General features: G+C 71.5%; 26 protein-coding genes. 16 read left to right on the top strand and 10 right to left on the bottom strand.

Features of this window, described 5'->3' with window-relative positions; all coding sequences use genetic code 11:
- The first annotated feature begins 18 nt into the window (after nt 1–18).
- Nucleotides 19–759: a class I SAM-dependent methyltransferase gene (locus DEJ02_RS04540; RefSeq protein WP_111032159.1), complete on the top strand. Its 741-nt coding sequence runs from the start codon at nt 19–21 to the stop codon at nt 757–759.
- 168 nt (nt 760–927) lie between these two features.
- The gene (locus DEJ02_RS04535) at nt 928–1,410 is read left to right on the top strand and encodes an FBP domain-containing protein (protein ID WP_111032158.1); all 483 of its coding nucleotides are present in this window, start codon (nt 928–930) and stop codon (nt 1,408–1,410) included.
- Nucleotides 1,411–1,504: 94 nt separating this feature from the next.
- On the opposite strand, the gene DEJ02_RS04530 is transcribed toward DEJ02_RS04535, so the two are convergent.
- Nucleotides 1,505–2,491 (bottom strand): aldo/keto reductase, encoded by a 987-nt coding sequence (locus DEJ02_RS04530; protein WP_111032157.1) that lies wholly within the window; start codon nt 2,489–2,491, stop codon nt 1,505–1,507.
- Nucleotides 2,492–2,602: 111 nt separating this feature from the next.
- Here DEJ02_RS04530 and DEJ02_RS04525 point away from each other — a divergent pair, with 111 nt between their 5' ends.
- The 7 genes from DEJ02_RS04525 to DEJ02_RS04495 all read left to right on the top strand — a co-directional run bounded on the left by DEJ02_RS04525 (nt 2,603) and on the right by DEJ02_RS04495 (nt 9,390).
- Nucleotides 2,603–2,839: a hypothetical protein gene (locus tag DEJ02_RS04525; RefSeq protein ID WP_111032156.1), complete on the top strand. Its 237-nt coding sequence runs from the start codon at nt 2,603–2,605 to the stop codon at nt 2,837–2,839.
- A gap of 127 nt (nt 2,840–2,966) precedes the next feature.
- Nucleotides 2,967–3,512, top strand: coding sequence for an acyl-CoA thioesterase (locus tag DEJ02_RS04520; RefSeq protein ID WP_111032155.1), 546 nt, complete (start codon nt 2,967–2,969; stop codon nt 3,510–3,512).
- Nucleotides 3,513–3,544: 32 nt separating this feature from the next.
- Entirely contained in the window at nt 3,545–4,132 is a 588-nt protein-coding gene (locus DEJ02_RS04515; protein WP_111032154.1) for a YdeI family protein, read from the top strand.
- 74 nt (nt 4,133–4,206) lie between these two features.
- Nucleotides 4,207–5,088, top strand: a complete 882-nt coding sequence (locus tag DEJ02_RS04510; protein ID WP_027466858.1) for an aldo/keto reductase — start codon at nt 4,207–4,209, stop codon at nt 5,086–5,088.
- Between the two features lie 176 nt (nt 5,089–5,264).
- Nucleotides 5,265–5,849 carry a PadR family transcriptional regulator gene (locus tag DEJ02_RS04505; protein WP_258378657.1) on the top strand — a complete coding sequence of 195 codons (585 nt, stop codon included), beginning with the start codon at nt 5,265–5,267 and terminating at the stop codon, nt 5,847–5,849.
- On the top strand, nt 5,846–6,574 hold the full coding sequence (locus DEJ02_RS04500) for an ABC transporter ATP-binding protein (RefSeq protein ID WP_027466859.1): 729 nt from the start codon (nt 5,846–5,848) through the stop codon (nt 6,572–6,574). Before DEJ02_RS04505 ends, DEJ02_RS04500 begins: the two co-directional genes overlap by 4 nt.
- A complete protein-coding gene (locus DEJ02_RS04495; RefSeq protein WP_111032152.1) occupies nt 6,571–9,390 on the top strand; it encodes an ABC transporter permease in 2,820 nt (939 codons plus the stop codon). Before DEJ02_RS04500 ends, DEJ02_RS04495 begins: the two co-directional genes overlap by 4 nt.
- A gap of 91 nt (nt 9,391–9,481) precedes the next feature.
- Here DEJ02_RS04495 and DEJ02_RS04490 read toward each other — a convergent pair whose 3' ends face one another.
- The 3 genes from DEJ02_RS04490 to DEJ02_RS04480 all read right to left on the bottom strand — a co-directional run bounded on the left by DEJ02_RS04490 (nt 9,482) and on the right by DEJ02_RS04480 (nt 11,391).
- On the bottom strand, nt 9,482–10,123 hold the full coding sequence (locus DEJ02_RS04490) for a hypothetical protein (RefSeq protein WP_111032151.1): 642 nt from the start codon (nt 10,121–10,123) through the stop codon (nt 9,482–9,484).
- Nucleotides 10,124–10,324: 201 nt separating this feature from the next.
- Nucleotides 10,325–10,996, bottom strand: coding sequence for an SDR family oxidoreductase (locus tag DEJ02_RS04485; RefSeq protein ID WP_027466861.1), 672 nt, complete (start codon nt 10,994–10,996; stop codon nt 10,325–10,327).
- Nucleotides 10,993–11,391 carry a cupin domain-containing protein gene (locus DEJ02_RS04480; protein ID WP_111028874.1) on the bottom strand — a complete coding sequence of 133 codons (399 nt, stop codon included), beginning with the start codon at nt 11,389–11,391 and terminating at the stop codon, nt 10,993–10,995. The genes DEJ02_RS04485 and DEJ02_RS04480 overlap by 4 nt, the downstream gene beginning before the upstream one ends.
- 110 nt (nt 11,392–11,501) lie before the next feature.
- Between DEJ02_RS04480 and DEJ02_RS04475 the strand changes: the two genes are divergently transcribed.
- Both DEJ02_RS04475 and DEJ02_RS04470 read left to right on the top strand, forming a co-directional pair.
- Complete coding sequence (locus DEJ02_RS04475; RefSeq protein WP_111032150.1) at nt 11,502–12,656, top strand: sorbosone dehydrogenase family protein; 1,155 nt, start codon at nt 11,502–11,504, stop codon at nt 12,654–12,656.
- A gap of 55 nt (nt 12,657–12,711) precedes the next feature.
- On the top strand, nt 12,712–13,590 hold the full coding sequence (locus tag DEJ02_RS04470) for a helix-turn-helix transcriptional regulator (protein WP_111028872.1): 879 nt from the start codon (nt 12,712–12,714) through the stop codon (nt 13,588–13,590).
- Nucleotides 13,591–13,730: 140 nt separating this feature from the next.
- Here the strand turns inward: DEJ02_RS04470 and DEJ02_RS04465 are convergent, their stop codons facing one another.
- Nucleotides 13,731–14,615 carry an aldo/keto reductase gene (locus DEJ02_RS04465; protein ID WP_111032149.1) on the bottom strand — a complete coding sequence of 295 codons (885 nt, stop codon included), beginning with the start codon at nt 14,613–14,615 and terminating at the stop codon, nt 13,731–13,733.
- Between the two features lie 85 nt (nt 14,616–14,700).
- Between DEJ02_RS04465 and DEJ02_RS04460 the strand changes: the two genes are divergently transcribed.
- From DEJ02_RS04460 to DEJ02_RS04445, 4 genes are read left to right on the top strand one after another with little or no spacing between them, the layout of a single operon-like run.
- Nucleotides 14,701–15,642 carry a helix-turn-helix domain-containing protein gene (locus tag DEJ02_RS04460; RefSeq protein ID WP_181440274.1) on the top strand — a complete coding sequence of 314 codons (942 nt, stop codon included), beginning with the start codon at nt 14,701–14,703 and terminating at the stop codon, nt 15,640–15,642.
- The gene (locus DEJ02_RS04455) at nt 15,639–15,842 is read left to right on the top strand and encodes a hypothetical protein (RefSeq protein WP_111032147.1); all 204 of its coding nucleotides are present in this window, start codon (nt 15,639–15,641) and stop codon (nt 15,840–15,842) included. The genes DEJ02_RS04460 and DEJ02_RS04455 overlap by 4 nt, the downstream gene beginning before the upstream one ends.
- A 60-nt stretch (nt 15,843–15,902) precedes the next feature.
- On the top strand, nt 15,903–16,601 hold the full coding sequence (locus DEJ02_RS04450) for a carboxymuconolactone decarboxylase family protein (RefSeq protein WP_111032146.1): 699 nt from the start codon (nt 15,903–15,905) through the stop codon (nt 16,599–16,601).
- Nucleotides 16,598–17,791 (top strand): MFS transporter, encoded by a 1,194-nt coding sequence (locus DEJ02_RS04445; protein ID WP_111032145.1) that lies wholly within the window; start codon nt 16,598–16,600, stop codon nt 17,789–17,791. Before DEJ02_RS04450 ends, DEJ02_RS04445 begins: the two co-directional genes overlap by 4 nt.
- Nucleotide 17,792: 1 nt before the next feature.
- Here DEJ02_RS04445 and DEJ02_RS04440 read toward each other — a convergent pair whose 3' ends face one another.
- The 4 genes from DEJ02_RS04440 to DEJ02_RS04425 form a co-directional block, all read right to left on the bottom strand.
- Nucleotides 17,793–18,128 (bottom strand): sigma factor-like helix-turn-helix DNA-binding protein, encoded by a 336-nt coding sequence (locus DEJ02_RS04440; RefSeq protein ID WP_110865336.1) that lies wholly within the window; start codon nt 18,126–18,128, stop codon nt 17,793–17,795.
- Nucleotides 18,125–18,508, bottom strand: coding sequence for a hypothetical protein (locus tag DEJ02_RS04435; protein WP_110892923.1), 384 nt, complete (start codon nt 18,506–18,508; stop codon nt 18,125–18,127). Before DEJ02_RS04435 ends, DEJ02_RS04440 begins: the two co-directional genes overlap by 4 nt.
- 80 nt (nt 18,509–18,588) lie before the next feature.
- Nucleotides 18,589–19,560 carry an NAD(P)-dependent oxidoreductase gene (locus DEJ02_RS04430; protein ID WP_111032284.1) on the bottom strand — a complete coding sequence of 324 codons (972 nt, stop codon included), beginning with the start codon at nt 19,558–19,560 and terminating at the stop codon, nt 18,589–18,591.
- Between the two features lie 133 nt (nt 19,561–19,693).
- Nucleotides 19,694–20,179, bottom strand: coding sequence for a DUF4126 family protein (locus tag DEJ02_RS04425; RefSeq protein ID WP_163342984.1), 486 nt, complete (start codon nt 20,177–20,179; stop codon nt 19,694–19,696).
- 125 nt (nt 20,180–20,304) lie between these two features.
- Here DEJ02_RS04425 and DEJ02_RS04420 point away from each other — a divergent pair, with 125 nt between their 5' ends.
- Nucleotides 20,305–20,955 carry an NAD(P)H-binding protein gene (locus DEJ02_RS04420; RefSeq protein ID WP_111032143.1) on the top strand — a complete coding sequence of 217 codons (651 nt, stop codon included), beginning with the start codon at nt 20,305–20,307 and terminating at the stop codon, nt 20,953–20,955.
- 133 nt (nt 20,956–21,088) lie between these two features.
- Here DEJ02_RS04420 and DEJ02_RS04415 read toward each other — a convergent pair whose 3' ends face one another.
- On the bottom strand, nt 21,089–22,075 hold the full coding sequence (locus DEJ02_RS04415; RefSeq protein ID WP_111032142.1) for a matrixin family metalloprotease: 987 nt from the start codon (nt 22,073–22,075) through the stop codon (nt 21,089–21,091).
- Between the last annotated feature and the right edge of the window lie 41 nt (nt 22,076–22,116).

The following is a 22,116-nucleotide window of genomic DNA, read 5'->3' as shown; positions in this document are numbered from 1 at the left end:
GGTTCGGAGGGTGGGGACGTGACGAGGACGACGGACGGCTCAGCAGGGGATGCGGACCACCGGCAGCACCGCCGGCCCGAACCCGCGTTCGCCCGTGCGGTCGCGAAGGCCCTCGGAGACGCCCGGGCCGTGCTCGACGTCGGGGCCGGCGCTGTTTCCTACGCACCGACCGACCGCGACGTGACCGCCGCGGAACCGGCCGGAGACCTGCCCTTCCCCGACGACACCTTCGACGCCGCGATGACGACCTTCTCGCTGCACGAGTGGCACGACCTCGAGCGCGGGCTCGCCGAGGTGCGTCGGGTGACCCGGGGCCCGATCGTGGTCCTGACGTTCGACCCCGATCGCATCGAGCGCTCCTGGCTCGCCGAGTACGCGCCCGAGGTGCTGGCGGCCGACGCCCGTCGCCACCCCGCACTGCCGCGGATCGCCGACGCACTGGGCGGCGACACCGTGACGAGCACCCCGTTGCCGATCCCGTTCACGTGCGTCGACGGGTTCGCCGAGGCGTACTACGCGCGCCCCGAGCGGCTGCTCGACCCCGGCGTGCGCCAGGCGGACCCGACGTGGGGCCTCGTCGACGAGTTCACCGTCCGGCGGTCGGTGGCAGCGCTCCGGACCGCGCTGGAGTCGGGGGAGTGGGACCGGCGGCACGGGTCGCTCCGCATCCGCCCGACGTACGAGGGCTCGGTCGTCCTGGTCACGGCGACGCCGAACCGACCGCGGGCGGACCGGGCCGGGCTTGACACCCGGTCGTAGGCTGGTCGGGTGAGCTTCCAGGAGGTGGTCGGCGCCCGTATCGCCGGCATCAGGGCGTGAGGCCCTCGGTTGTGCCCTCGGGTGCGGCCGCCCTCGTCGAACCCTGACCTCCTCCGCCCGGTGCGGTGTGCGTCCGCACACCCCGGGCCTGCACGAAAGCGATCACCCATGCTCCCCATCGTGGAGAAGACCCTCCGCACGTCCTTCGTCAACGCCTCGCGCAAGGAGGTGTCCGACCTCACGCTGCCCGCCGACTTCGAGACGCTCGACTGGGACGCGCTCGACTACCTCGGCTGGCGCGATCCGAAGATCGGTCGGCGTGCGTACGCCGTCGTGCCGACCCTGGACGGCGACCTGATCGGCATCCTGTTCCGGCAGGCCGAGGCCGCGCCCCGCTCCCGTGCCCAGTGCTCGTGGTGCCAGGACGTCAAGCTGCCGAACGACGTCGCGTTCTACAGCGCCAAGCGATCCGGGCCGGCCGGACGCAACGGCAACACCGTCGGCACTCTGGTCTGCCAGGACTTCCAGTGCTCGCGGAACGTCCGGAAGCTGCCGCCGCCCGCCTACGAGGGCTACGACGTCGAGGCCGCGCGCCTCCGGCGCATCGAGGACCTGCAGGTCCGGGCCGCGTCCTTCGCCGCCGAGGTCTGAGACGCCGGCGTCTCGCGTCCGCTGACGCGACTGACGACGGACGGGAGGCCCGGTGCCAGCTGGCACCGGGCCTCCAGGCCGTCAGGTGGTGCGTCTACCGACCGATGGTCGACATGTCGGGGTAGCGGTCACCGGTCGGGACCGGCAGCGCCGACAGGCGCGTCAGCTGGTCCGTCGTGAGGGTCAGGTCGGCTGCGCCGACGTTCTCCTCGAGGCGGGAGACCCGCTTCGTGCCGGGGATCGGGACGATGTCGTCGCCCTGGGCGAGCAGCCAGGCGAGCGACACCTGCGCCGGGGTGGCGCCGGCCTCGGTCGCGATGTCCTTGACCGCGTCGACGATGCGCATGTTCTGCTCGAACGCCTCCTGCTGGAAGCGCGGGTTCGCCAGGCGGAAGTCGTCGGAGTCCAGGTCGGACGGCTTCGTGATGGCACCCGTCAGGAACCCGCGGCCGAGCGGCGAGTACGGCACCAGGCCGATGCCGAGCTCGCGCAGGGTGTCGAGCACGTCGCCCTCGGGGTCCCGCGTCCACAGCGAGTACTCGCTCTGCAGCGCGGTGATCGGGTGGACGGCGTGGGCCTTGCGGATGGTGTCGGCACCGGCTTCGGACAGTCCGATGTGCCGGATCTTGCCCTCCTGCACGAAGCCGGCGAGCTGGCCGATGACGTCCTCGATCGGGACGGCCGGGTCGACGCGGTGCTGGTAGTAGAGGTCGATGTGGTCCGTGCCCAGGCGACGGAGGGAGCCTTCGAGCGCCTCGCGCACGGACTCCGGCTGGCTGGAGAGACCGCGCTGCTGCGTCGGGGTCTCCTCACCGGCCTCGTGGCGGTACAGGCCGAACTTGGTCGCGATGACGACGTCGTCGCGACGGCCCTCGAGCGCACGGCGCAGGAGTTCCTCGTTCGTGTAGGGGCCGTACGCCTCGGCGGTGTCGAACAGGGTGACGCCGAGGTCGATCGCGCGGTGGATGGTGCGGATCGACTCGTCGTCGTCGGTGCCGGCGCCCGTGTAGAAGGCGCTCATGCCCATGGTTCCGAGGCCGATCGGTCCGACCTCGAGGTCTGCGAGCTTGCGTGTCTGCATGCTGCAGGTCTACTCCCGGTCCCCGTGACGGCGGGAGGCACTGGCTGTACCCGCCTCGGCACCGCTACGCTGCGAGGGACGGGGCAGACGCCCCGGGCTCGGGGGAGTGTCGTGGTCGTCATCTGGATCGTCATCGCCGTGGTCGTCGTCATCGGCGCGGTGCTGATCGTGCTCGAGGTGCAGAACCGTCGTCGTCGGCGGGCGCTCGAATCGATCGAAGACCTGTCGGATCCGCGTGACAGCGCACGCGCCGCGGCCGAAGCCGATGCGGCGCACTCCAGGACCGAGGGGCTCGCCAAGTCCGCACACCCCGGCATCACGGGCGCCGGCGGCGGCTTCCCCGGCTGAACCGCCCGACCCCGCCGCTTGCCGGTTGTCGGGAGCGGCTGGTCGTGTGTCGGCAGACGGCCGCGCGCTTCGTGAGGTTCCTCCAAGGTGCTCGCACGAGTGCTCCGCGCGCTGGTGTGATCAATCCGTGAACCTGTACTTCCGACTGCTCCTGCTGCAGCTGCGCACCCGTCTGCGCGCTCGGGTCGGTGGACGCCGCCGAGCGTCGCTCTGGGACGAGGTCCGGACGCCGTTCCGGGTCGCTCCCACCGACCTCGACCCGCTGCGGCACGTCAACAACGGCAAGTACCTGTCGATGCTCGACCTCGGTCGGCTCGACCTGATGCTCCGCTCCGGGTACTGGGCAGCACTGAGCGAGCACGGCTGGTACCCCGTCGTCTCGGCGCAGACGATCACGTACAAGCGGTCGCTGACGCTCGGGCAACGGTTCGAGCTCCGCACCCACGTGCTCGGGGTCGACGACCGTGCCGTGTACCTGGAGCAGACGTTCGTGCGGCAGGGTGCCGTGATGGCCCGCGCCGTGGTGCAGGCACGGTTCCTGCGGCGTTCCGGCGGGACGGTGCCGACCGCGGACCTGCTCGAGGCGGCGGGTGGCGCGGACCGCGACCTGACCGTGCCCGACTGGGTGCACGACTGGGCGAGTGCGACCCGGATCAGCAGCAGCGCGGCCTGACCCGCGCGGCCGGCCGGTCCTACGATGACCGCATGGACATCGGCGACCTGGTGCTGCCGGACGTCGCCGCGTGGCGTGCCTGGCTCGACGACCACGAGCACGAACCCGACGGCGTGTGGCTCGTCCTCGCCAAGAAGGGCGTCACGGAGCCGACGACGCTGACCTACGACACGGCCCTCGACGAGGCGCTCTGCTCCGGGTGGATCGACGGGCAGCGGCGCGGGCGCGACGACACGACCTACCGCCAGCGGTTCACCCCGCGCCGGAAGGCCTCGCTGTGGTCGCAGCGGAACCTCGGCCTGGTCGCCGCACTCATCGCCGAGGGGCGGATGCGGGAGCGCGGGCACGCCGAGATCGAGCGCGCCAAGGCTGACGGCCGATGGGACCGCGCCTACGCCGGATCCGCCACGGCCACGGTGCCCGAGGACCTGCAGGCCGCACTCGACGCCGCCCCCGCAGCCGCCGCGCTGTTCGCCGAGCTCGACGCCACGAACCGGTACGCCGTGCTGCACCGCATCACCACCGCCCCGAACGCCACGGTGCGGACGAACCGGCTCACCAAGCTCGTCGGCGGACTCGAACGCGGCGAGACCCCGTACCCGCGGCCCACCCGTCCGTAGACCCTGCGAACCCGGAAAGCGGTCGGGGGACACCGACTCAGGGACCGGCAACGCACCGGGCGTAGACCGGGGACATGACCACAGGCACTGACACCACGAACCGTCCGGCCGCGTCCTCCGGCACCTTCCGCATCGGCGGCGACCTCGAGGTCAACCGGCTCGGCTACGGCACGATGCAGCTCACCGGCCCCGGCGTCTGGGGACCGCCGAAGGACCACGACGAGGCGATCCGCGTCCTCAAGCGCGCAGTCGAGCTCGGCGTGAACTTCTTCGACACCGCCGACTCGTACGGCCCCTACGTCGCCGAGGAGCTCCTCAAGGAGGCCCTGCACCCCTACGGCGACGACGTCGTCATCGCCACGAAGGCCGGCCTCACCCGCACCGGCCCGAACGTCTGGCCGCCCGTCGGCCGCCCGGAGTACCTGCGGCAAGAGGCGGAGATGAGCCTCCGCCGCCTGGGCCTCGAGCGCATCGACCTGTTCCAGCTGCACCGCATCGACCCGAAGGTCCCGCTCGAGGACCAGGTCGGCGAGCTGAAGAAGCTGCAGGACGAGGGCAAGATCCGCCACATCGGCCTGTCCGAGGTCTCCGTCGACGAGGTCAAGGCCGCGCAGGAGATCGCCACGATCGTCTCCGTGCAGAACCTCTACAACCTGCAGAAGCGTGACGCAGAGGAGCTGCTCGACTGGTCCGAGGAGCAGGGCATCGGCTTCATCCCGTGGTTCCCCCTGGCCACGGGTGGCCTGACCGGCGAGGACTCGCCGCTCACCGAGATCGCCGAGCGCAAGGGTGCCACCCCGGCGCAGCTCGCGCTCGCCTGGCTGCTGAAGCGCTCCCCGGTGATGCTGCCGATCCCCGGCACGTCGAGCGTCGCGCACCTGGAGGACAACCTCGCGGGTGCCACCGTCGAGCTGACCGACGACGAGTTCGAGGAGCTCGCGAAGCTGGGTCACTGACCCGGGGACATGACCGGGGGTCGCGAACGCGACGATCGGTCGGACGGGAGGCGCGGTGCCAACTGGCACCGCGCCTCCCGTCCGTTTTGAGCCCTGTTCAGATCCGTGCTTGCGCACGCATACCGGGTATGTGCATACTCGGTATGGCCACGGTGGCCCGAGACAGGGGAAGTGTCATGAGCGTTCGGATGGGCGTACTCGCGCTGTTGGTGGGGGGACCCGGCTACGGGTACCAGCTCCGGGGGGAGTTCGAGCACCGCACCGGCGGGAGCTGGCCGCTGAACATCGGCCAGGTCTACACGACCCTCGACCGCCTGGAACGCGACGGCCTCGTGGCCCGCGGCGACGCGGACGACGACGGACACGTCGTCTACACGGCGACCGACGCGGGTCGGGCCGAGGTGGCGCGCTGGTTCAGCGAGCCCGTGCCGGCGAAGCGCGGCCGCGACGAGCTGGCGATCAAGTTCGCCCTCGCCGTGACCGTGCCCGGGGTCGACGTCGCCCGGCTGGTGCAGGTGCAGCGCGGTGCCGCGATCCGGAACCTGCAGGACCTGACGCGGCTGAAGCGGACGACCGACCCGTGGACGGACCTGGCGTGGTCGCTCGTGCTCGAGTCGATGGTGTTCCAGGCCGAGGCCGAGGTGCGCTGGCTCGACCACGTGGAGTCGAGCGTCGCGCGGTACCGGCCGGACGAGCACCCGGCGGCGCCTGCCGGTGCCGACGCTGCCGCTGCCGCTTCCGCTCCCCGGAGCGCACGGTGACCGCCGCACCGCTCCTGCAGCTCGACGCCGTGAGCGTGCACTACGGCTCCGGCGCGAAGGCCGTCACGGCCCTGGCCGGCATCGACCTGCGGGTCGAGCGCGGCGAGATGGTGGCCGTGATGGGCACCTCGGGGTCGGGCAAGTCGACGCTGCTCGCCTGCGCCGGCACCCTGCTGCCGCCGACGAGCGGTGAGGTGCTGATCGACGGCGCCTTCGTGTCCGACCGTCCCGCCAAGGAGCTCGCAGCGCTGCGGCGCCGGCTCATCGGGTTCGTGTTCCAGGACTTCAACCTGATCCCCTCGCTGACCGCGGTCGAGAACGTGGCACTGCCGCTCGAGCTGGACGGGTGGAAGGCCTCGCAGGCCCGCCGCGCCGCGGAGCTCGCGCTGGACAACGTCGAGCTGTCGCACCGCGCCGACGCCTACCCGGACGACCTGTCCGGCGGCCAGCAGCAGCGCGTCGCGATCGCCCGCGGCGTGGTGGGCGAGCGCCGGCTCGTGCTCGCCGACGAACCGACCGGAGCCCTCGACTCGCAGACCGGCGAGGTCGTGCTCCGCATGCTCCGTCGGCACGTCGACGCCGGAGCCGGCGCCCTCCTGGTGACGCACGACGCCCGGCACGCGGCCTGGGCGGACCGGATCGTGTTCCTGCGCGACGGTCGGGTGGTCGACGAGACCGTGTACTCGGGCGTCGAGGCGGCGCTGACGGACCGGACCGCCTCGTGAGCCGGGGTCGGCGTGCCGGGACCGGCCGGACGCCGTTCGCCCTGAGACCGGCGCTCCGTCTGGGGCGTCGACTGGCGTTCGCGAAGGCAGGCCGCGCGGCACTGATCATCGCGCTCATCGGGATCCCCACCGCCGGGTTCGCCGCCGTCGCCGTCGTCGTGCAGTCGACGCAAGCCACGGTCACCGAGCGGCTCGACTACGACCTCGGCCGTGCATCGGCGCAGATGCGGGTGTCCGGCCCGGACCTGCCCGGCATGGTGCAGGACCCGGTGCAGTGGGAGTTCACCGACTCGAAGCGGAACAGCCCCGTCACCAAGTCGGACGAGGACTCCCCGTTCACGAACGTCCTGGCCCACGTGCCCGACGGCGCCCTGTCGATCCCGGTGGGCAGCACGCCCGTCGTGCTCCAGGGTGCGCACGGCCCGGTCGGACTGACCGCCGTCGAGGGCAGCGTCTGGGACCCGTCGCTCGAGGGCCACTGGCACGTGCTCGACGGTTCCACCCCGACCACGCGCAGTGAGCTCATGGTCACGCCGGCGACCCTCGAACGCCTCGGGGCGCGGATCGGCGACACGGTGGACCTGACCGACCCGGTCACCAAGCGCTTCACGATCACCGGGACCATGACCGACCTGGGGACGGACCCGGGTTCGCAGGGCGTGTTCCTGCCCTGGGGCACGACGCTCTCGACGACCGACACCACCGACGACGTCGGGCTCACCGACGTCACCGTGTACCTGCCGTCGGACGCCCCGACCTGGTCGGAGATCCGGCAGCTCAACGCGCACGGCATCATCGTGCAGTCGCGCCCGGTCGTGCTCGACCCGCCCGACGCCCGGCTCCCCGGCGGGCAGCTGGGCTCGTCGCTCGGCTGGTACCTCGGGGCGATGGGACTGCTCGGCGTCTTCGCGATGTTCGAGGTCGCCCTGCTCGCCGGGGCCGCGTTCCTGGTCGGCACCCGGGCGGACACCCGCTCGTACGCCATCGTCACGAGCGTCGGTGGGGACAAGCGGTTCGTCCGCACGATCGTCGCCGGGTCGGGCGTGGTGCTCGGCCTCGTCGGCGCGGTCCTCGGGGTCGCCGCCGGCACCGGGATCGGCGTGCTCGCCTACCGACTGATCGACAACGGCAACGTGGCGTCGTTCCCCGGGTTGCACGTGCCGCCGCTCCTGCTGCTGTCCATCGCCGCCGCGGGGGTGCTCGCCGGACTCGTCTCCGCGCTCGTCGCCGCACGGTCGGCGACCCGGATCAACGTGCTCGCGGCACTGCGGGGCTCGCTCCGTCCGGTACCCGTCAGCCGTCCGGCCCGCCGTCGTCGGCGCATCTGGGGCCCACTGCTCGTGGTCCTCGGCGCCGTGATGACGATGGCGTGCGGCGTCGGCGTCCTCATGCTCAACGACCGCCCGGTGCAGCACGACCGGTGGGCCTACGTCGTCGGTGCCGGCGTCGCGATCGGGCCGTGCCTGATGCAGCTCGGCATCGCCATCTGCTCACCGTGGCTGCTCGCCCTGATCACCCGGCTCACCTCGCGGGCCGGTCTGTCCGCCCGGCTTGCCGCCCGCGACGCCCGCCGCAACCCGGTCCGCACGGTGCCGGTGCTGGCGAGCGTGATGAGCGTCGTGTTCGTGGCCTCGGTCGTGATCACGTGGAGTGCTTCGAGCCACGCCCAGTACGTCCGCGGCTACGAGTACACGACGGCGGTCGGGGTTGCGACGGCCGAGGTGCAGCTGATCGGCACGGAGGGCATGCCCCAGGGCCACGACCCGGCCTTGACGGCGCACGCTGCGAAGATCGCGACACGCGTGTTCGACCACGACCGGATCCGAGTGCTCGGGGTCGTCAACGCCAGCGCGGGCGACACCCCCTCGACCGTCACGGAGCCGCACCGTTGGCAGGGCCGCGCGTGTCCGTCGAACAACACCACGAACTGCGCGGTCTACCTGGAGAGCGGCGACTCGATGGGTCCGCACATCTGGACGGGCACCGTCGACGACTACGCCGTGCTCACCGGCCACCGCCCGTCGGACGCGGTGCGGGATGCGCTGGAGGGCGGCAAGGCAGTGTCGCTCTGGCCGGAGTACGCCCACGACGGCGCGGTCCGGATCGACGCGTTCCACGACCGCACGTGGGAGAGCCCGCCGATCACGGCGAAGACGAAGCCCGACTCCAGCGTGTCGATCCCGGCCGTCCTCGACGTGCAGACCCCGCGGATCCGGGTCGGTGTCTTCATGACGAAGGCGACCGCGGCGCAGTACGGGGTGGTCGCCGTCGACGGCATGCTCGTGACGAAGCTGCCCGGCGACATCGGCCCCGAGCAATGGGACGCGCTGAGTTCGGCGTGGCAGAGCTTCGGCGGCGACGACCGTGCCCGGTCGGACGGACCCCAGTTCACCTACGAAGCCGGCCCGATCGACAACGAGGCGATCATCCGGGCGATCGTGCTCGCACTCGCGGCGGCCGTCACCATCGGTGCGACGGCGGTGGCGATCGGACTCGCACGGTCCGACGGTCGGCGGGACGACGAAGTGCTCGACGCCATCGGTGCCGCACCACGCCTGCGCCGTGGGGTGTCGACCTGGCAGGCGGCGATCCTGGCCACGGTCGGCTCGGTGATCGGGACACTGCTCGGGCTCCTGCCGATCCGCGCCCTGACCCTGCGGTTCACCGAGAGCCCGGTCGGGGTGAACCACATGCCGTTCGTGCCGGATTGGCCGGTGCTGGCCCTGCTCGCGGTCGGTCTGCCCCTCGTGGTGACGGCCGGGGCGTGGCTGACCTCGCGGGGTCGGCGGCGGGTGGCGGTGCGACGGGCGCACTGATGCGCGCGCTGCCTCGCGCTGCCTCGTGCGCTCCGCTTCGTTTGGTGAGCAGAAGATGTCGAGTCGCCTGCTCGGACTCGACGTCTTCTGCTCACGAAGTGACCGGCAGACCGCTCCCGGCGAACAGCGGGCCGACGGCGAGCGTCCCCACGAGCCAGGCGACCACGATCGCGTCGACAGGCCACACGGGCCCGAGGGAGCGGTCGGCTCCCGGCACCCCGAGGATCCGGCGGCGGTACAGGACCACCGCCACCGCCAGGCAGACCCATCCCACCACCATGATCGGCAGTTCGATCAGGAGTGGCACGATCCCGAGACCGATGCCCCACCAAATCGCTGGCAGTGCGGACACCACCGCCATCACCAGGTAGGACAGGACGACCAGGCAGTTCTCACGTCGGTCGAGCTGGTCGTCGGGCAGCCGAGGACGACGCAGCATCCACACCGTCGCCGCAATGGCGTTGATGCCGATGCCGATCCGCCCGAGGCCGAGTCCGACGAACTGCCCGAAGTCCCACCAGTTCGATCCGGATCCGGTGTCCGGTGCTTCGTACCGGGTGTGCCCGGCGACGTGCAGGAACACGAGTCCGCCTGCGACGCCGAGCAAGTACAGCAACCACGTCCAGCGGGGGAGCCGGAGTCGACGGAGCGCCGCTGCGACGAACAGCACCGACGTCGGCATGAGCAGCATCAGGGCTGCCCAGGCTGCACCGTCGAAGGCTCGTGGTTCCACGCCGCGACGCTAGCGGGAGCGTCGAGCAGCGCGGCGCTCTGGTGTCCCGCCTACGACTCGGGACCCATCGCCCCGCACGCACCCCGGGACGGACCGGAGGCCCGTGGCGGCGTCGCCACGGGCCTCCAGTCCGTCATGGAGTGAGCAGAAGGCGACGGGTCGGGTTTCCGGACTCGTCGCGTTCTGCTCACTCGATGCCACTCACGCGAGCTCGGGCAGCGCCTCCGCGTAGGTGCGGAAGTCGCCGCGCTCCGTGTGGATCGCCCACAGGCGGTCGGCGATGGACTCCCCGGAGTGCTCGGGCTGGCCGTCGTCGATGCCGAACGGGATGATGAGCTGGCCGACGTGGACGTCCTCGTCGCGCACGGCGTCGTGCAGCAGCTGCGCGTAGGCGCTCTCGGCGGCGAAGGCGACGGACGTGCCGGTGACGCGGGCGCCCGGTCGGACCGCGCTGCCGCCGTTCACGAACAGGATCGTCCCGTGGCCGATGGCGCGCATGCCGGGCAGCACCTGGCGGACGGCGTTGACCGAGCCGTAGACCGAGAATTCGATCGGGCCGACCAGGTCGTCCGCCGTGGTCTCGAGCACGGGGCGCATGTACTCCTTGGCGGGGAGCGGGCTGTACTGCAGCACCTCGATGGGGCCGAGCTGCTCCGTGGCGCGCTCGAGTGCGGTGCGCAGGGAGTCCCCGTCTCGGACGTTCGCGGCGAACCCGGCTGCGGTGTGGCCGCGCTCGCGCAGCTCCGCGGCGAGGCCGTCCAGCCGGTCCTGGTTGCGGGAGATCAGGGCGACGGCGAAGCCCTCACGGGCGAAGCGCTCGGCGACGGCGAGGCCGAGGCCCTTGCCGGCGCCGACGATGGCGATGGTGGTCATGCGGTGTACTCCTCGTCGCTCACGTGCTCGAGCCAGGTGGTGGTCGTCGCCGGGTCGGCGGCGGCCTCGAGCATCGCGAGGTGTTCCATGTAGTCGGTGGGGGTCGCGCCGTGCCAGTGTTCCTCGCCGGCGGGCGTGTAGACGGTCTGTCCAGCCTGCACCTCGATGACGCGGCCGTCCCGGGTGCCCATCCGCGCGACGCCCTCGGTGACGTGCAGGGTCTGGCCCTTGGCGTGCGAGTGCCACGCGGTGCGGGCGCCGGGCAGGAACCGGACCTTGGCGACGGTCATCGTCTGACCGGGCTCCTTCGGCGAGGCGATGGCGTCGAGGTACACGTCGCCGGTGAACTGCTCGGGCGGGTTCTTGACGGTCGGCTGCTTCGGTTCGATCTGCATGCCGACGACGGTAGGCCGCCGTGCGCACCGTCGGGAGGTGCCGACAGACCCCCTCAGGGGTTTCCCGAACGCAGCGTGTGTGATCGACCCACGACCCCGGGAGGATCATCGTGGACACACCCGCCGGAACGCCCCGCAGCCGCCGCTGGTCGGTGGCCGGCCTCGCCGCCGTCGCGGCGCTGGCCCTCACCGCCTGCACGAGCGGCGACGGAGCAGAGCGGGACGGATCCGACCGGGGAGGCTCGCCGTCGGCGCGCGCGACAGCACCCGCCGACCTGTCGGCCGGGCAGGTGGCGCTCGACGGTGACACCACCGACGTGGTCACCGGCCTGGAGGCCCCCTGGTCGGTGGTCCTGACGGGTGACGACGGCGACGCGCTGGTCAGCGAGCGCGACTCGGCCCGGGTGCTCGAGCTGCGGTCCGACGGCACCACCCGCCAGGTCGGCACGGTCGACGGTGTCAGCCACGGCGGCGAGGGCGGACTGCTCGGGCTCGCGCTGCAGGACGACGACCTGTTCGTCTACTCCACGGCCGACGACGGCAACCGGATCCAGCGGTACGAGCTGACGGGGAGCACCGGGTCGTGGGGGCTCGGCGAGGCGACGACGATCATCGACGGCCTGCCGAAGAACACGTTCCACGACGGCGGGCGGATCGCGTTCGGGCCCGACGACATGCTCTACGCGAGCGTCGGGGACGCCGGCGCGAGCACGGACGCGCAGGACGAGGAGTCACTCGCGGGCAAGATCCTGCGGCTCACCCCGGACGGCGACGTCCCCGCCGACAATCCCATCGACGGCTCGCCGGTGTGGAGCCTCGGACACCGCAACGTGCAGGGCATGGGGTGGTCGTCGGACGGCACGATGTTCGCGTCGGAGTTCGGTGAGAACACGAACGACGAGCTCAACGTGATCGAGCCCGGGTCGAACTACGGCTGGCCCGAGGTCGAGGGCACCGGTGGCGAGGACCAGGGCTTCGTCGACCCCGTGCAGCAGTGGTCCACCGACGAGGCGTCCCCCAGCGGCCTCGCCGTCGTCGACGACACGGTGTTCGTCGCGAACCTGCGGGGCGAGGTGCTCCGGGCGGTCCCCGCCGACGACCCCGGCACGGCGACCGAGTACTTCGCGGGGGACTTCGGCCGCATCCGGACGGTGCTCGAGGGCCCGTCGGACACGCTCTGGTTCGTCACGAACAACACCGACGGCCGTGGGACGCCGTCGAGCGGGGACGACCGGATCGTGTCCGTCCCGTTCACGCGCACGTGAAAGGGGTTCCCGCAGCCCCTCGCTCGCGCCGGACGGGGCGAAGTACCGTGACGGCATGAACCACCGCGACGAAGCGCGCGACTTCCTCTCCAGCCGTCGCGCCCGCATCACCCCCGAGCAGGCCGGCGTCGAGACCTTCGGCACACGGCGCCGCGTCACCGGGCTGCGTCGCGAAGAGGTCGCACGCCTGGCCGGCGTCAGCATCGACTACTACACGCGGCTCGAGCGCGGGAACCTGCAGGGGGTCTCGGACAGCGTGCTCGACGCCATCGGCCGGGCCCTGCAGCTCGACCCCGCCGAGCAGGAGCACCTGCGCGACCTGTCGCAGCACCAGAACGAGACCCCGCGTCGTGCCGGTCGTGTCGTGCCCGTCGCTGCCGTCCGACCCGAGCTGCAGTACCTGCTCGACGTCGTCACGGACGCCCCGGCGATGATCATCAACAACCGGCAGGACATCGTCGCCGCGAACGCGCTCGGCTTCGCGATGCACTCGGACCTGGTCGCGGCACCGGCGCGGCCGATGAACTTCTCGCGCTTCATCTTCCTCGACCCGCAGGCGCGGAACTTCTACCAGGACTGGCAGCGGGCCGCGCACACGAACGTCGCGATCCTGCGCCGCGAAGCGGGCCGGACGCCGAACGACAAGGACCTCGCCGCGCTGATCGGCGAGCTGTCGATGCGGAGCGACGACTTCCGCGAGCTCTGGGCAGCGCACGACGTCCGACGCCACTACGCCGGCGTGAAGTCGTTCCGGCACAGCGTCGTGGGGCCGCTCGAACTGCACTTCCAGACGCTCGAACTCGCCGAGGACCCGGGGCTCGCGCTCACGATCTACCCGGCGACGCCGGGCAGCCCGACGGCTGACGCCCTGCGGGTGCTGGCTTCGTGGGCGGCGACCGAGGGCATCGCGGAGCGGGCGCGCCAGCTCGCCTGACGCGGTGGTCGCGTCCACCGCATGGTCGGGCGCGGCCCGCTCAGCGGTGACGCGCCAGCGTCACGCGGGCCGCGCCGACCGAGCCTGCGAGGGAGGACGGGGCGGGCCCGCACCGCGCCTCCAGGCCGCTCGTGGTCGCGTCAGACCTCCGGGATCACCCGGTCGAACCGGCTCGTGTCCGTCCCGTCCGGGTCCGGGCCGTTGCGACGGCCGGTGTCCAGGGCGTCGAGCCGCGCGAGCTCGTCGTCCGTCAGCGCGAAGTCGAAGACGGCGAAGTTCTCGGCGATGCGACCGGGGTTCGTCGACTTCGGGATCGCGTTCCGCCCCTGCTGCACGTGCCAGCGGAGCATCACCTGCGCCGGCGTCCTGCCGTGCGCCTCGGCGATCGACCGGATCGTCGGGTCGTCCATCACGCTGACCCGCTCGTCGCCCCAGCCGGGGTAGAACGTGATGCCACCGATGGGGGACCACGCCTGGTCGAGGATGCCGTGCTCGGCGTCGGCCCGCTGGACGTCCGGCTGGGTGAAGTACGGGTGCAGTTCGACCTGGTTGAGCGCCGGGATGACGTCGGACTGCTCGAGCAGGGAGCGCAGGTGGTGGGGCATGAAGTTGCTCACACCGATCGCGCGGACCCGGCCGTCGGCGTACAGGCGCTCGAGGGCCCGGTACGCCTGCACGGTCTGCTCGAAGCGGTCGGGAGCGGGCTGGTGCAGGATCAGCACGTCGATCGTGTCGAAGCCGAGCTTGCTGGTGGCCTTGTCGAAGGCGTGCAGGGTCTGGTCGAAGCCGTAGTCCGAGACCCAGATCTTGGTCTCGACCACGATGTCGTCGCGGTCGACGCCCGAGGCGCGGATGCCCTCGCCGACCTCGCGCTCGTTGCCGTACGCGGCGGCGGTGTCGATGTGGCGGTACCCGGTCTCCAGGGCCGTGCGGACGGCGTCCACGGTCTCCTCCGGGGCGCTCTGGAACACGCCGAAACCGATGGCGGGGATCTCGAGTCCGTTGTTCAGGGTGACTGTCTCCATGCCGACGACGCTACGCCGCCGACCCCCTGCTGACGGGTACCAGCAACCCCTGCTTCCGGCACCCGGCCGGCCGTACCGTGGACGCATGGACACCAGAAGCGAAGTGCGCGACTTCCTCCGCACACGCCGCGAGCGCGTCACGCCGCAGCAGGTCGGTCTGCCCGACTTCGGTGGGGTCCGCCGCGTCAAGGGACTGCGGCGCGAAGAGCTCGCACTGGTCGCGGGGATGAGCGTCGACTACTACGTCCGCCTCGAGCGCGGAAACCTGACCGGGGTCTCCGAGAGCGTCCTCGAGTCGTTGTCCCGCGCGCTCCTTCTCGACGATGCCGAGCACACGCACCTGTTCGACCTGGCCCGTCTGCAGAACGCTTCGGGTGCCTCACGCCGGACGATCCCGACGTCGAAGGTCCGGCCGAACGTGCAGCGGGTGCTCGACTCGATCAGCGCCCCGGCCTGGGTCCGCAACGGCCGGTTCGACTTCCTCGCCGGCAACGCACTCGCCCGCGCGGTGTACTCGCCGCTGTTCCTGTCGCCCGCCGGCACCCCGAACACCGCGCGTTTCGCGTTCCTCGACCCGCGCGGTCAGCAGTTCTGGCGAGACTGGGACTCGGTCGCCGGCGACGTGGTCGCCGCCCTGCGCGCCGAGGCGGCCCGCTCGCCGTACGACAAGGGACTGACCGACCTGATCGGGGAGCTCTCCACCCGCAGTGATGAGTTCCGGCGGCGCTGGGCCGCACACGACGTGATGCGGCACCGGAGCGGTGTGAAGCGCGTGCACCACCCGGACGTGGGCGACATCGACATGAGCTACGAGACGATGGAGCTCGTCACGGACTCGGGGCTGACCATGGTCGTGTACGGCACCGAGCCCGGGTCGGCGTCCGAGGAACGGCTGCAGCTGCTGGCGAACCTCGCGGCGACGAGCGCGACCGGTGCGACGAGTGCGGCGGCTGCTTCGACCGCTTCCGTCGCCGGTGCTGCTTCCGTCGCTGGTGCTGCTGCCGCTGCTGCCGGGGAGGACGCGTGAACGAGACCGAGTCCGTCGAGACCGTCGTCCCGGCTCCGCCGACCGGGTTCCTCGGCCGACTGCGGTTCCGGTGGCGTGCCGAGCAGGAGATCCACGAGCTCACCCGCGACCGTGAACTCGAGGAGCGTGTCCGAGCCGAGGCAGCGGTGCGGCTCACGCCCGGGCCGTGGCACCTGGGGGAGCTGTTCCGGCGACGATGACGGCTGAGGGGGGAGGACAGCACCTGTCACGGCTCCGCGGTCGGCCCTAGCGTCGAGGACATGACCTTCGCCGACACCGACCCCGAGTTCGCCCGGTACCACGCCGACTTCGTGGACGAGACCCTGCGGAACGCATCACTCAGCGAGCACGACCGCGTGGTCGTCCAGCTCGGTGCGACGATCGCGGCCGGGGCGCCGACGGCGTTCCGCGATCTGCTGGACGAGGCCCTCGACGGCCCGCTCTCGCCCACCGAGGCGAAGGAGATCGTCTACCAGGCCGTGGCCTACGTCGGTTCCGCACGCGTCGGCGACTTCCTGACGATCACCAACGCCGTACTGGTCGCCCGCGGGGTCACCCTGCCGCTGGCCGGACAGTCGACGACGACCCCGGCGGACCGACTCGAGCGCGGCCGAGCGGTGCAGGGCGCCGTCGTCGGTGCGGACCGCGTCGACGCAATGTACGAGAACGCCCCCGCGGACGCCGTGCACTTCCAGCGGTTCCTGTCCGGCAACTGCTTCGGGGACACCGTCGGCCGGGACGGCCTGTCGCTGCCCACCCGTGAACTCCTGACCTTCGCGCTGCTCGCGGCGCTCGGCGGCGCACACGCACAGGTGCAGGGGCACGTGGCCGGCAACCTGAACGTCGGGAACACCCGCCAGCAGATGCTGGACGTCCTGACCGTGCTCGTCCCGCTCATCGGCTACCCGCGCACGTTGAACGCCCTGGCCGCCGTGAACGAGGGAGCACCCGCAGCATGACCACCGACCACTCGATGTCGACCGGCCGGACCCTGCTGTTCGCCGTCGCCGGGGGAGCAGCGGTGGGCAACCTGTACTGGTCGCAGCCACTGCTCGACGACATCGCATCGTCGCTCGGCACCTCGGCGTCGCTCGCCGGGCTGCTCGTCACGCTGACCCAAGTCGGCTACGCCCTCGGCATCCTGCTCGTCGTGCCGCTCGGGGACGTCCTCGACCGCCGGCGCCTGATCCCCTGGGTGCTCGTCGCCTCCGCCGTCGCGCTGCTGCTCGCCGCGATCGCTCCGGCCTTCGCGACGCTCCTGGTCGCCCTGGCACTGGTCGGGCTGACCACGGTCGCCGGGCAGCTCCTCATCCCGCTTGCCGGGGACCTCGCCGACCCCGCGCAGCGCGGACGCGTCGTCGGCACGATCGCCTCCGGGGTGCTCACCGGCATCCTCGTGTCGCGGACGATCAGCGGCCTGGTCGCGGACGCGTTCGGGTGGCGCGCGATCTACGTGCTCGCCGCCGTCGTGGCGGTGGTCCTGGCCCTGCTGCTGCGGCGCGCCATCCCCGAACTCGAGGCCCGCGGCGGGGTGGCGTACCCGCAGCTCATCCTGTCGGTGTTCCGTGCCGTCCGGACCCACCGGACCGTGCAGGTCACGCTCGTGATCAGCTCGTCGGTGTTCGCCGTGTTCACGATGTTCTGGACCGCCCTGACGTTCCTGCTGAGCAGCGACCCCTACGACTTCTCCACCAGCAGCATCGGACTGGTCGGCCTGGTGGGGCTCGCGGGTGCCGTGGCGGCGCAGCGGGTGGGGCGACTGCACGACCGCGGGCTGTCGGTACCCGTCACCGGGGGAGCGATCGCGCTCCTGCTCGTCTCCCTGGTCGTCGCCGGGATCGGTGCGCACTCGATCGTCGTGGTGCTGCTCGCCGTGCTGCTGCTCGACGTCGCCGTGCAGGCCGCGAACGTGCTCAACCAGACCCGGCTCTTCTCGGTGGACCCGGCCGCGCGGAGCCGGCTCAACACGGCCTTCGTCACCTCGAACTTCATCGGCGGGGCGATCGGCTCCGCGCTGGCGTCGGTGCTGTGGAACGCCGGGGGCTGGACGGCGGTCACGATCGGTGGCGCGGTGCTGACCGGGTTCGCCGCGACGGTCTGGGTCGTGCACCGGAACCGTGGGCTCGTGGTCGAGCCGGAGCGGGCCTGAGTCAGATCGCCAACTCGACGTCACGGCCGTTGACCGTGACGATGATGCGTGGGTTCTCGGCACCGGTCGCGGTGATGTAGCTGCGGAGGGTGGAGAGCAACATGTCCTCGCGCCGTTCCATCTGCGAGACTGCCCCCTGACTGATGCCGAGCTCGTGTGCGATCTCGGCCTGCGTGCGCTTCCCCGCTTCACGAACCATCGCCAGGCTCATCGCGTGGACTCGGTCGAGGTCGTCGGCCTCGGTCTCGAGCGCGGCAACAGCGTCCGCGATGTCCGGCTGCCGCAGGAGACGCTCGACGCGGTCGTTCCCGCGGACGAAGTCCTTCTTGCCCATCATCGTTCCTTCGTTTCGTCGAGCCAGCGGTCGATCAGTCGGTCGGCTCGGGTACCCACAGTGTCGTAGAAGACGTCACCCATCGATGCCTTGTCGCCCGAGAACAGCGCCACCACGACCCGGTCCCGAGTCGGCGGGAACCAGCAGATGACGCGCAGGGCGACACCCGGAACGTAGGGATGCGAGACACGCCACACGAGGTGCTTCCGTGACTGGCGAACTCGCTTGATCATCGCCGTGTCCTGGACCGGTGCCTCCTCGAGGTCTCGGAGTCGCTTCAGCATGAACGTGAGGAGCTGCAGTCGCTTCCGTCCACGCGGGCTCGTGTCGACCTCGAGACGATCGAGCTGGTCGTTGAACTCGCGCGGCCAGTCGATCTCCATGCGGTGACATTACCCACAACTGATAATAGCTGCAACTAATAACGCTCGCAAGGGGTTCCGCAGGGCTCAGACCCCGGGGCTCAGCGGACCAGGGGGTTCGCGACCTCGAGCTCGCCGTGGTCGACGAGCCAGCGCACGGCGTCCAGCACGGTCTCCTCGGCGGTGAACGCCGGTGCGTAGCCGAGCAGACGACTCGCCTTCTCGGTGCTGAAGACCTGGCTGCGGGACAGGTGTTCCCAGCTGGCGTCAGCGTGCTCCGGAGCCGTGGCCTCGCGGAACCGGTCCCACGTGACGGGGTCGAGCCGGGCCTCCTGGCCGAACCACGACGCTGCCAGGTGGGCGTACCCGCGCGCGGTGAGCGCCGTCGGAGCCGTGACGAAGAAGTCCTCGCCCGCCGCCGCATCGCGGTGCTCGACCGCGAGCTGGAACGCCTGCGCCACGTCGTCGGCGTGTACGTGGGCCATCGTCTCGGCACCGAGACCGGGGACCTCGAGCGGTTCGCCGGCGGACAGCTTCGTCAGCACCGAGGTGTCGAGGTTGCCGAGCGGACCGATCGGTGTCCAGCCCGGGCCGCTGATGTGACCGGGGTGCAGCGACGTCGTGACCAAACCGCCTGATGCGGTTTCTTCCTTGAGCATCCGGGCGATGGCGTCCTTCTGGACGCCGTAGTCGCCGAACGGCAGGGTCGCGTTCTGCTCGGTGATCGGCAGCACGTGCGAGACGCCGGCGCGCCAGATCGAGCCGCAGTGCACCAGGTGCGTGCCGGTGCCGCGGAGCGCGTCGACCAGCGCTGCGGCCGAGGACTCGGTGAAGCAGACGAGGTCGACGACGGCGTCGGCACCGAGGGCGGCGATGCGGCTGCCGAAGGTGCCGTCGCGGTCCTCCTGCTCGCGGTCCGCGGTGATCCGCTCGACCTGCTGCCACTCCGGGGCGTCGGCGTACGGGGTGCTCGTGCCGCGGGTGACGGCGACGACGCGGTGCCCCGAGCGGACGAGACGGGGGACGAGGAACGAGCCGATGTGGCCGGTGGCTCCGATGACGACGATGTGCATGGTGGCCACCGTAGGCCGAGGCGTGCGCATCGTGAGCAGGAATGGTCGGGTGCGGCGGTGCGACCCGACCATTCCTGCTCACGAAACGCGCCCGCGGCGACCGCGGCGCCCACGCCGCCCGCGCCCGGCACGCTCAGTCGGCGGTGATGACCTTCACGGAGCCGGCGATGGTCGCGGCGTCCTCGGCGAGCGCGACGACGGGGTCGGGCAGGCCCGCACCGCCGAGGGCCTTGCGCGCACCCCAGCCGACGAAGCTGCCGACGAGGGCACCGACGCCACCGAGGATCGCGCCCTCGATGCGCAGGTCACGCTTGCCGGTGGTGCCGAGGGCGGCACCGGCGAGGGCACCGGACGCGACACGTCCGAGCAGCGCCGAGGGGGCGATGCGGTTCGGGGTCTTCGGCAGCTTGTCGCCGATGAGCTCACCGATGGCAGAGGCCACGAGCAGCCCGCGGCCGACCGGGGTGCTGAAGACCTTCCACTGCTGCCACGAACCCTTCAGCGAGGACCGGTCGTGGTTCAGTGCGAGGACGGCGAGCGGGGTGGCGCTCCGGCCGCCGCTCATGATGCCGAGGACCAGGGTGCGGACCAGGGTGTGCTGCTCGTGCTGCTTGCTCATCGTGACTCCTGTCGTGTTGCCCCCGACGGTACGCACGGTGACCTCGGGTGTTCCGAGCATCGCGGGCGACGGGCGGACGTCGGGCGTTCCCCGGGCACGGAGCCGCCCGGAGTAGCGTCCGGCCCATGAGCAACGTCATCGTCTTCGGCGGCCACGGCAAGGTCGCACTCCTCGCCACCCGCATCCTGTCCGAGCGCGGACACACGGTCACCTCCGTCATCCGGAACGCCGACCAGTCCGACGAGATCCGAGCGCACGGCGGCGAACCGCACGTCGCGGACATCCAGCAGCAGTCCCTGAACGACTTCGCCGAACTCGTCCGCGGGCACGACGCCGTGGTGTGGTCGGCCGGTGCCGGTGGCGGGTCCGTCGACCGGACCTGGGCGATCGACCGCGACGCTGCGGTGCTGTCGATCCAGGGGGCGAAGCAGGCCGGCGTCGACCGCTACGTGATGGTGTCGTTCTCGGGCTCGCAGCTCGACCACGGCGTCCCGCAGGACCAGGACTTCTTCGCGTACGCGCAGTCGAAGATGATCGCCGACGCCGTGCTCCGCGACTCGGGGCTGCAGTGGACGATCGTCGCCCCGAGCACCCTGACCGACGACGAGCCGACCGGCTCCGTCGACTGGGACGGCTCGTCGACGCAGGTGCCGCGCGGTGACGTGGCGCACGTGGTCGCCGACGTGGTCGAGAACCCAGGCACGGCGGGCAACACGTTCCGGTTCAACACGGGGTCGACGCCGGTGGCGGAGTTCCTGCGCGCCGACGCGGCCTGACCGAGACCGACCGCGCCGACGCGGTCTGAGCAAGACCGACCGCGCCGACACGGTCTGACCGAGACCCACAGACGGACGGGGTCGCGGCGGTCATCCGCCTCGACCCCGTCCGTGTCCCTGCAGAACGTCGAGCTCAGTAGAGCGTCGAGATGCCCGTCATGTCGCCACGGCCGAGCGTGCGGCCGTCGAGCTCGCAGTAGCCGCCGGACGGCTCCATGACCTGGCCGGTGCCGGTGGCGACGTGGTCGAGGCCGTACAGGTGGCCCCACTCGTGCGTGGCGACGACCTGGGTGTCGAAGCGCGCGCCCGAGCAGGTGGCCGTCGAGCTCCACTTGAAGCCGGTGGCGTAGCGCTGGTCGGCCTCGCGGGCGTTGCCGTTGCCGTCGAACCAGACGCACGTGACGCCGAGGGTCCCGGTCGGGAGCTTGCCCCAGCCCATCACGTTGTAGCCGTTGTTCCGCGAGCAGCCGCCCTGGTCGGTGAGGTTGGGCTTCTGGGTCGCGAGACGCAGGTAGTCGTTCTTCGCCGTCGACGTGACGGTGCGGTCACACGCCGAGATCGTGCCGTTCCAGGCGTTCGCCCCCTTGCGCAGGGCGTCCTTGGCGTACGTCGACTTCTGGTCGGTCTGGTTGTAGTACCACTTGACCGTGCTCGGCCAGGTGTAGCCGGACGCCTTGTACGCCGTGCTCGTGCACTTCGTGGTCGCAGCGGTCGTCGCGGCGGGGGCTGCCTGTGCCGTCGCGGCCTGGCTCTGCGCACGCTCCTGCTGGACGGCGGGGGCCGAACCGGTCCAGGCCTCGTCGACGCGGACGGCGACACCGGCGGAGCCGTTGTTCGCGATGAGGACGTCGGCGAGTTCGGGCGCCCCGGGGGCGGCCGAGCTGCTCGCCATGACGCTCTCACCCGGCGCGGGGAGCGCGAAGGTGCGGCCGTCCGGCGTCACGACCGTGCCGGAGGTCGCCGTGCAGCCGCTCTCGAGCGTCTGCACCGACAGGGTCCCGGGGGCGCAGCTCGCGCCGGCCCCCGGGGTCGCCGCCTGGGCGGGTGCTGCGGTGATGGTGAGACCGGCGAGGATCGCGACGATCGCCCCGGTGCTCAGCGCGTTCCTGACAGGACGCATGGTTCCCTTCCAGCGGCAGGCGACGTGCCCCCGCTCCTGAT

The sequence above is a fragment of the Curtobacterium sp. MCLR17_042 genome (genome assembly GCF_003234695.1).
In the GTDB taxonomy this organism is placed as follows: Bacteria; Actinomycetota; Actinomycetes; order Actinomycetales; family Microbacteriaceae; genus Curtobacterium; species Curtobacterium flaccumfaciens.
The sequence above is the reverse complement of the archived record's forward strand: the minus strand, read 5'-3'. Positions and strand labels throughout refer to the sequence as shown.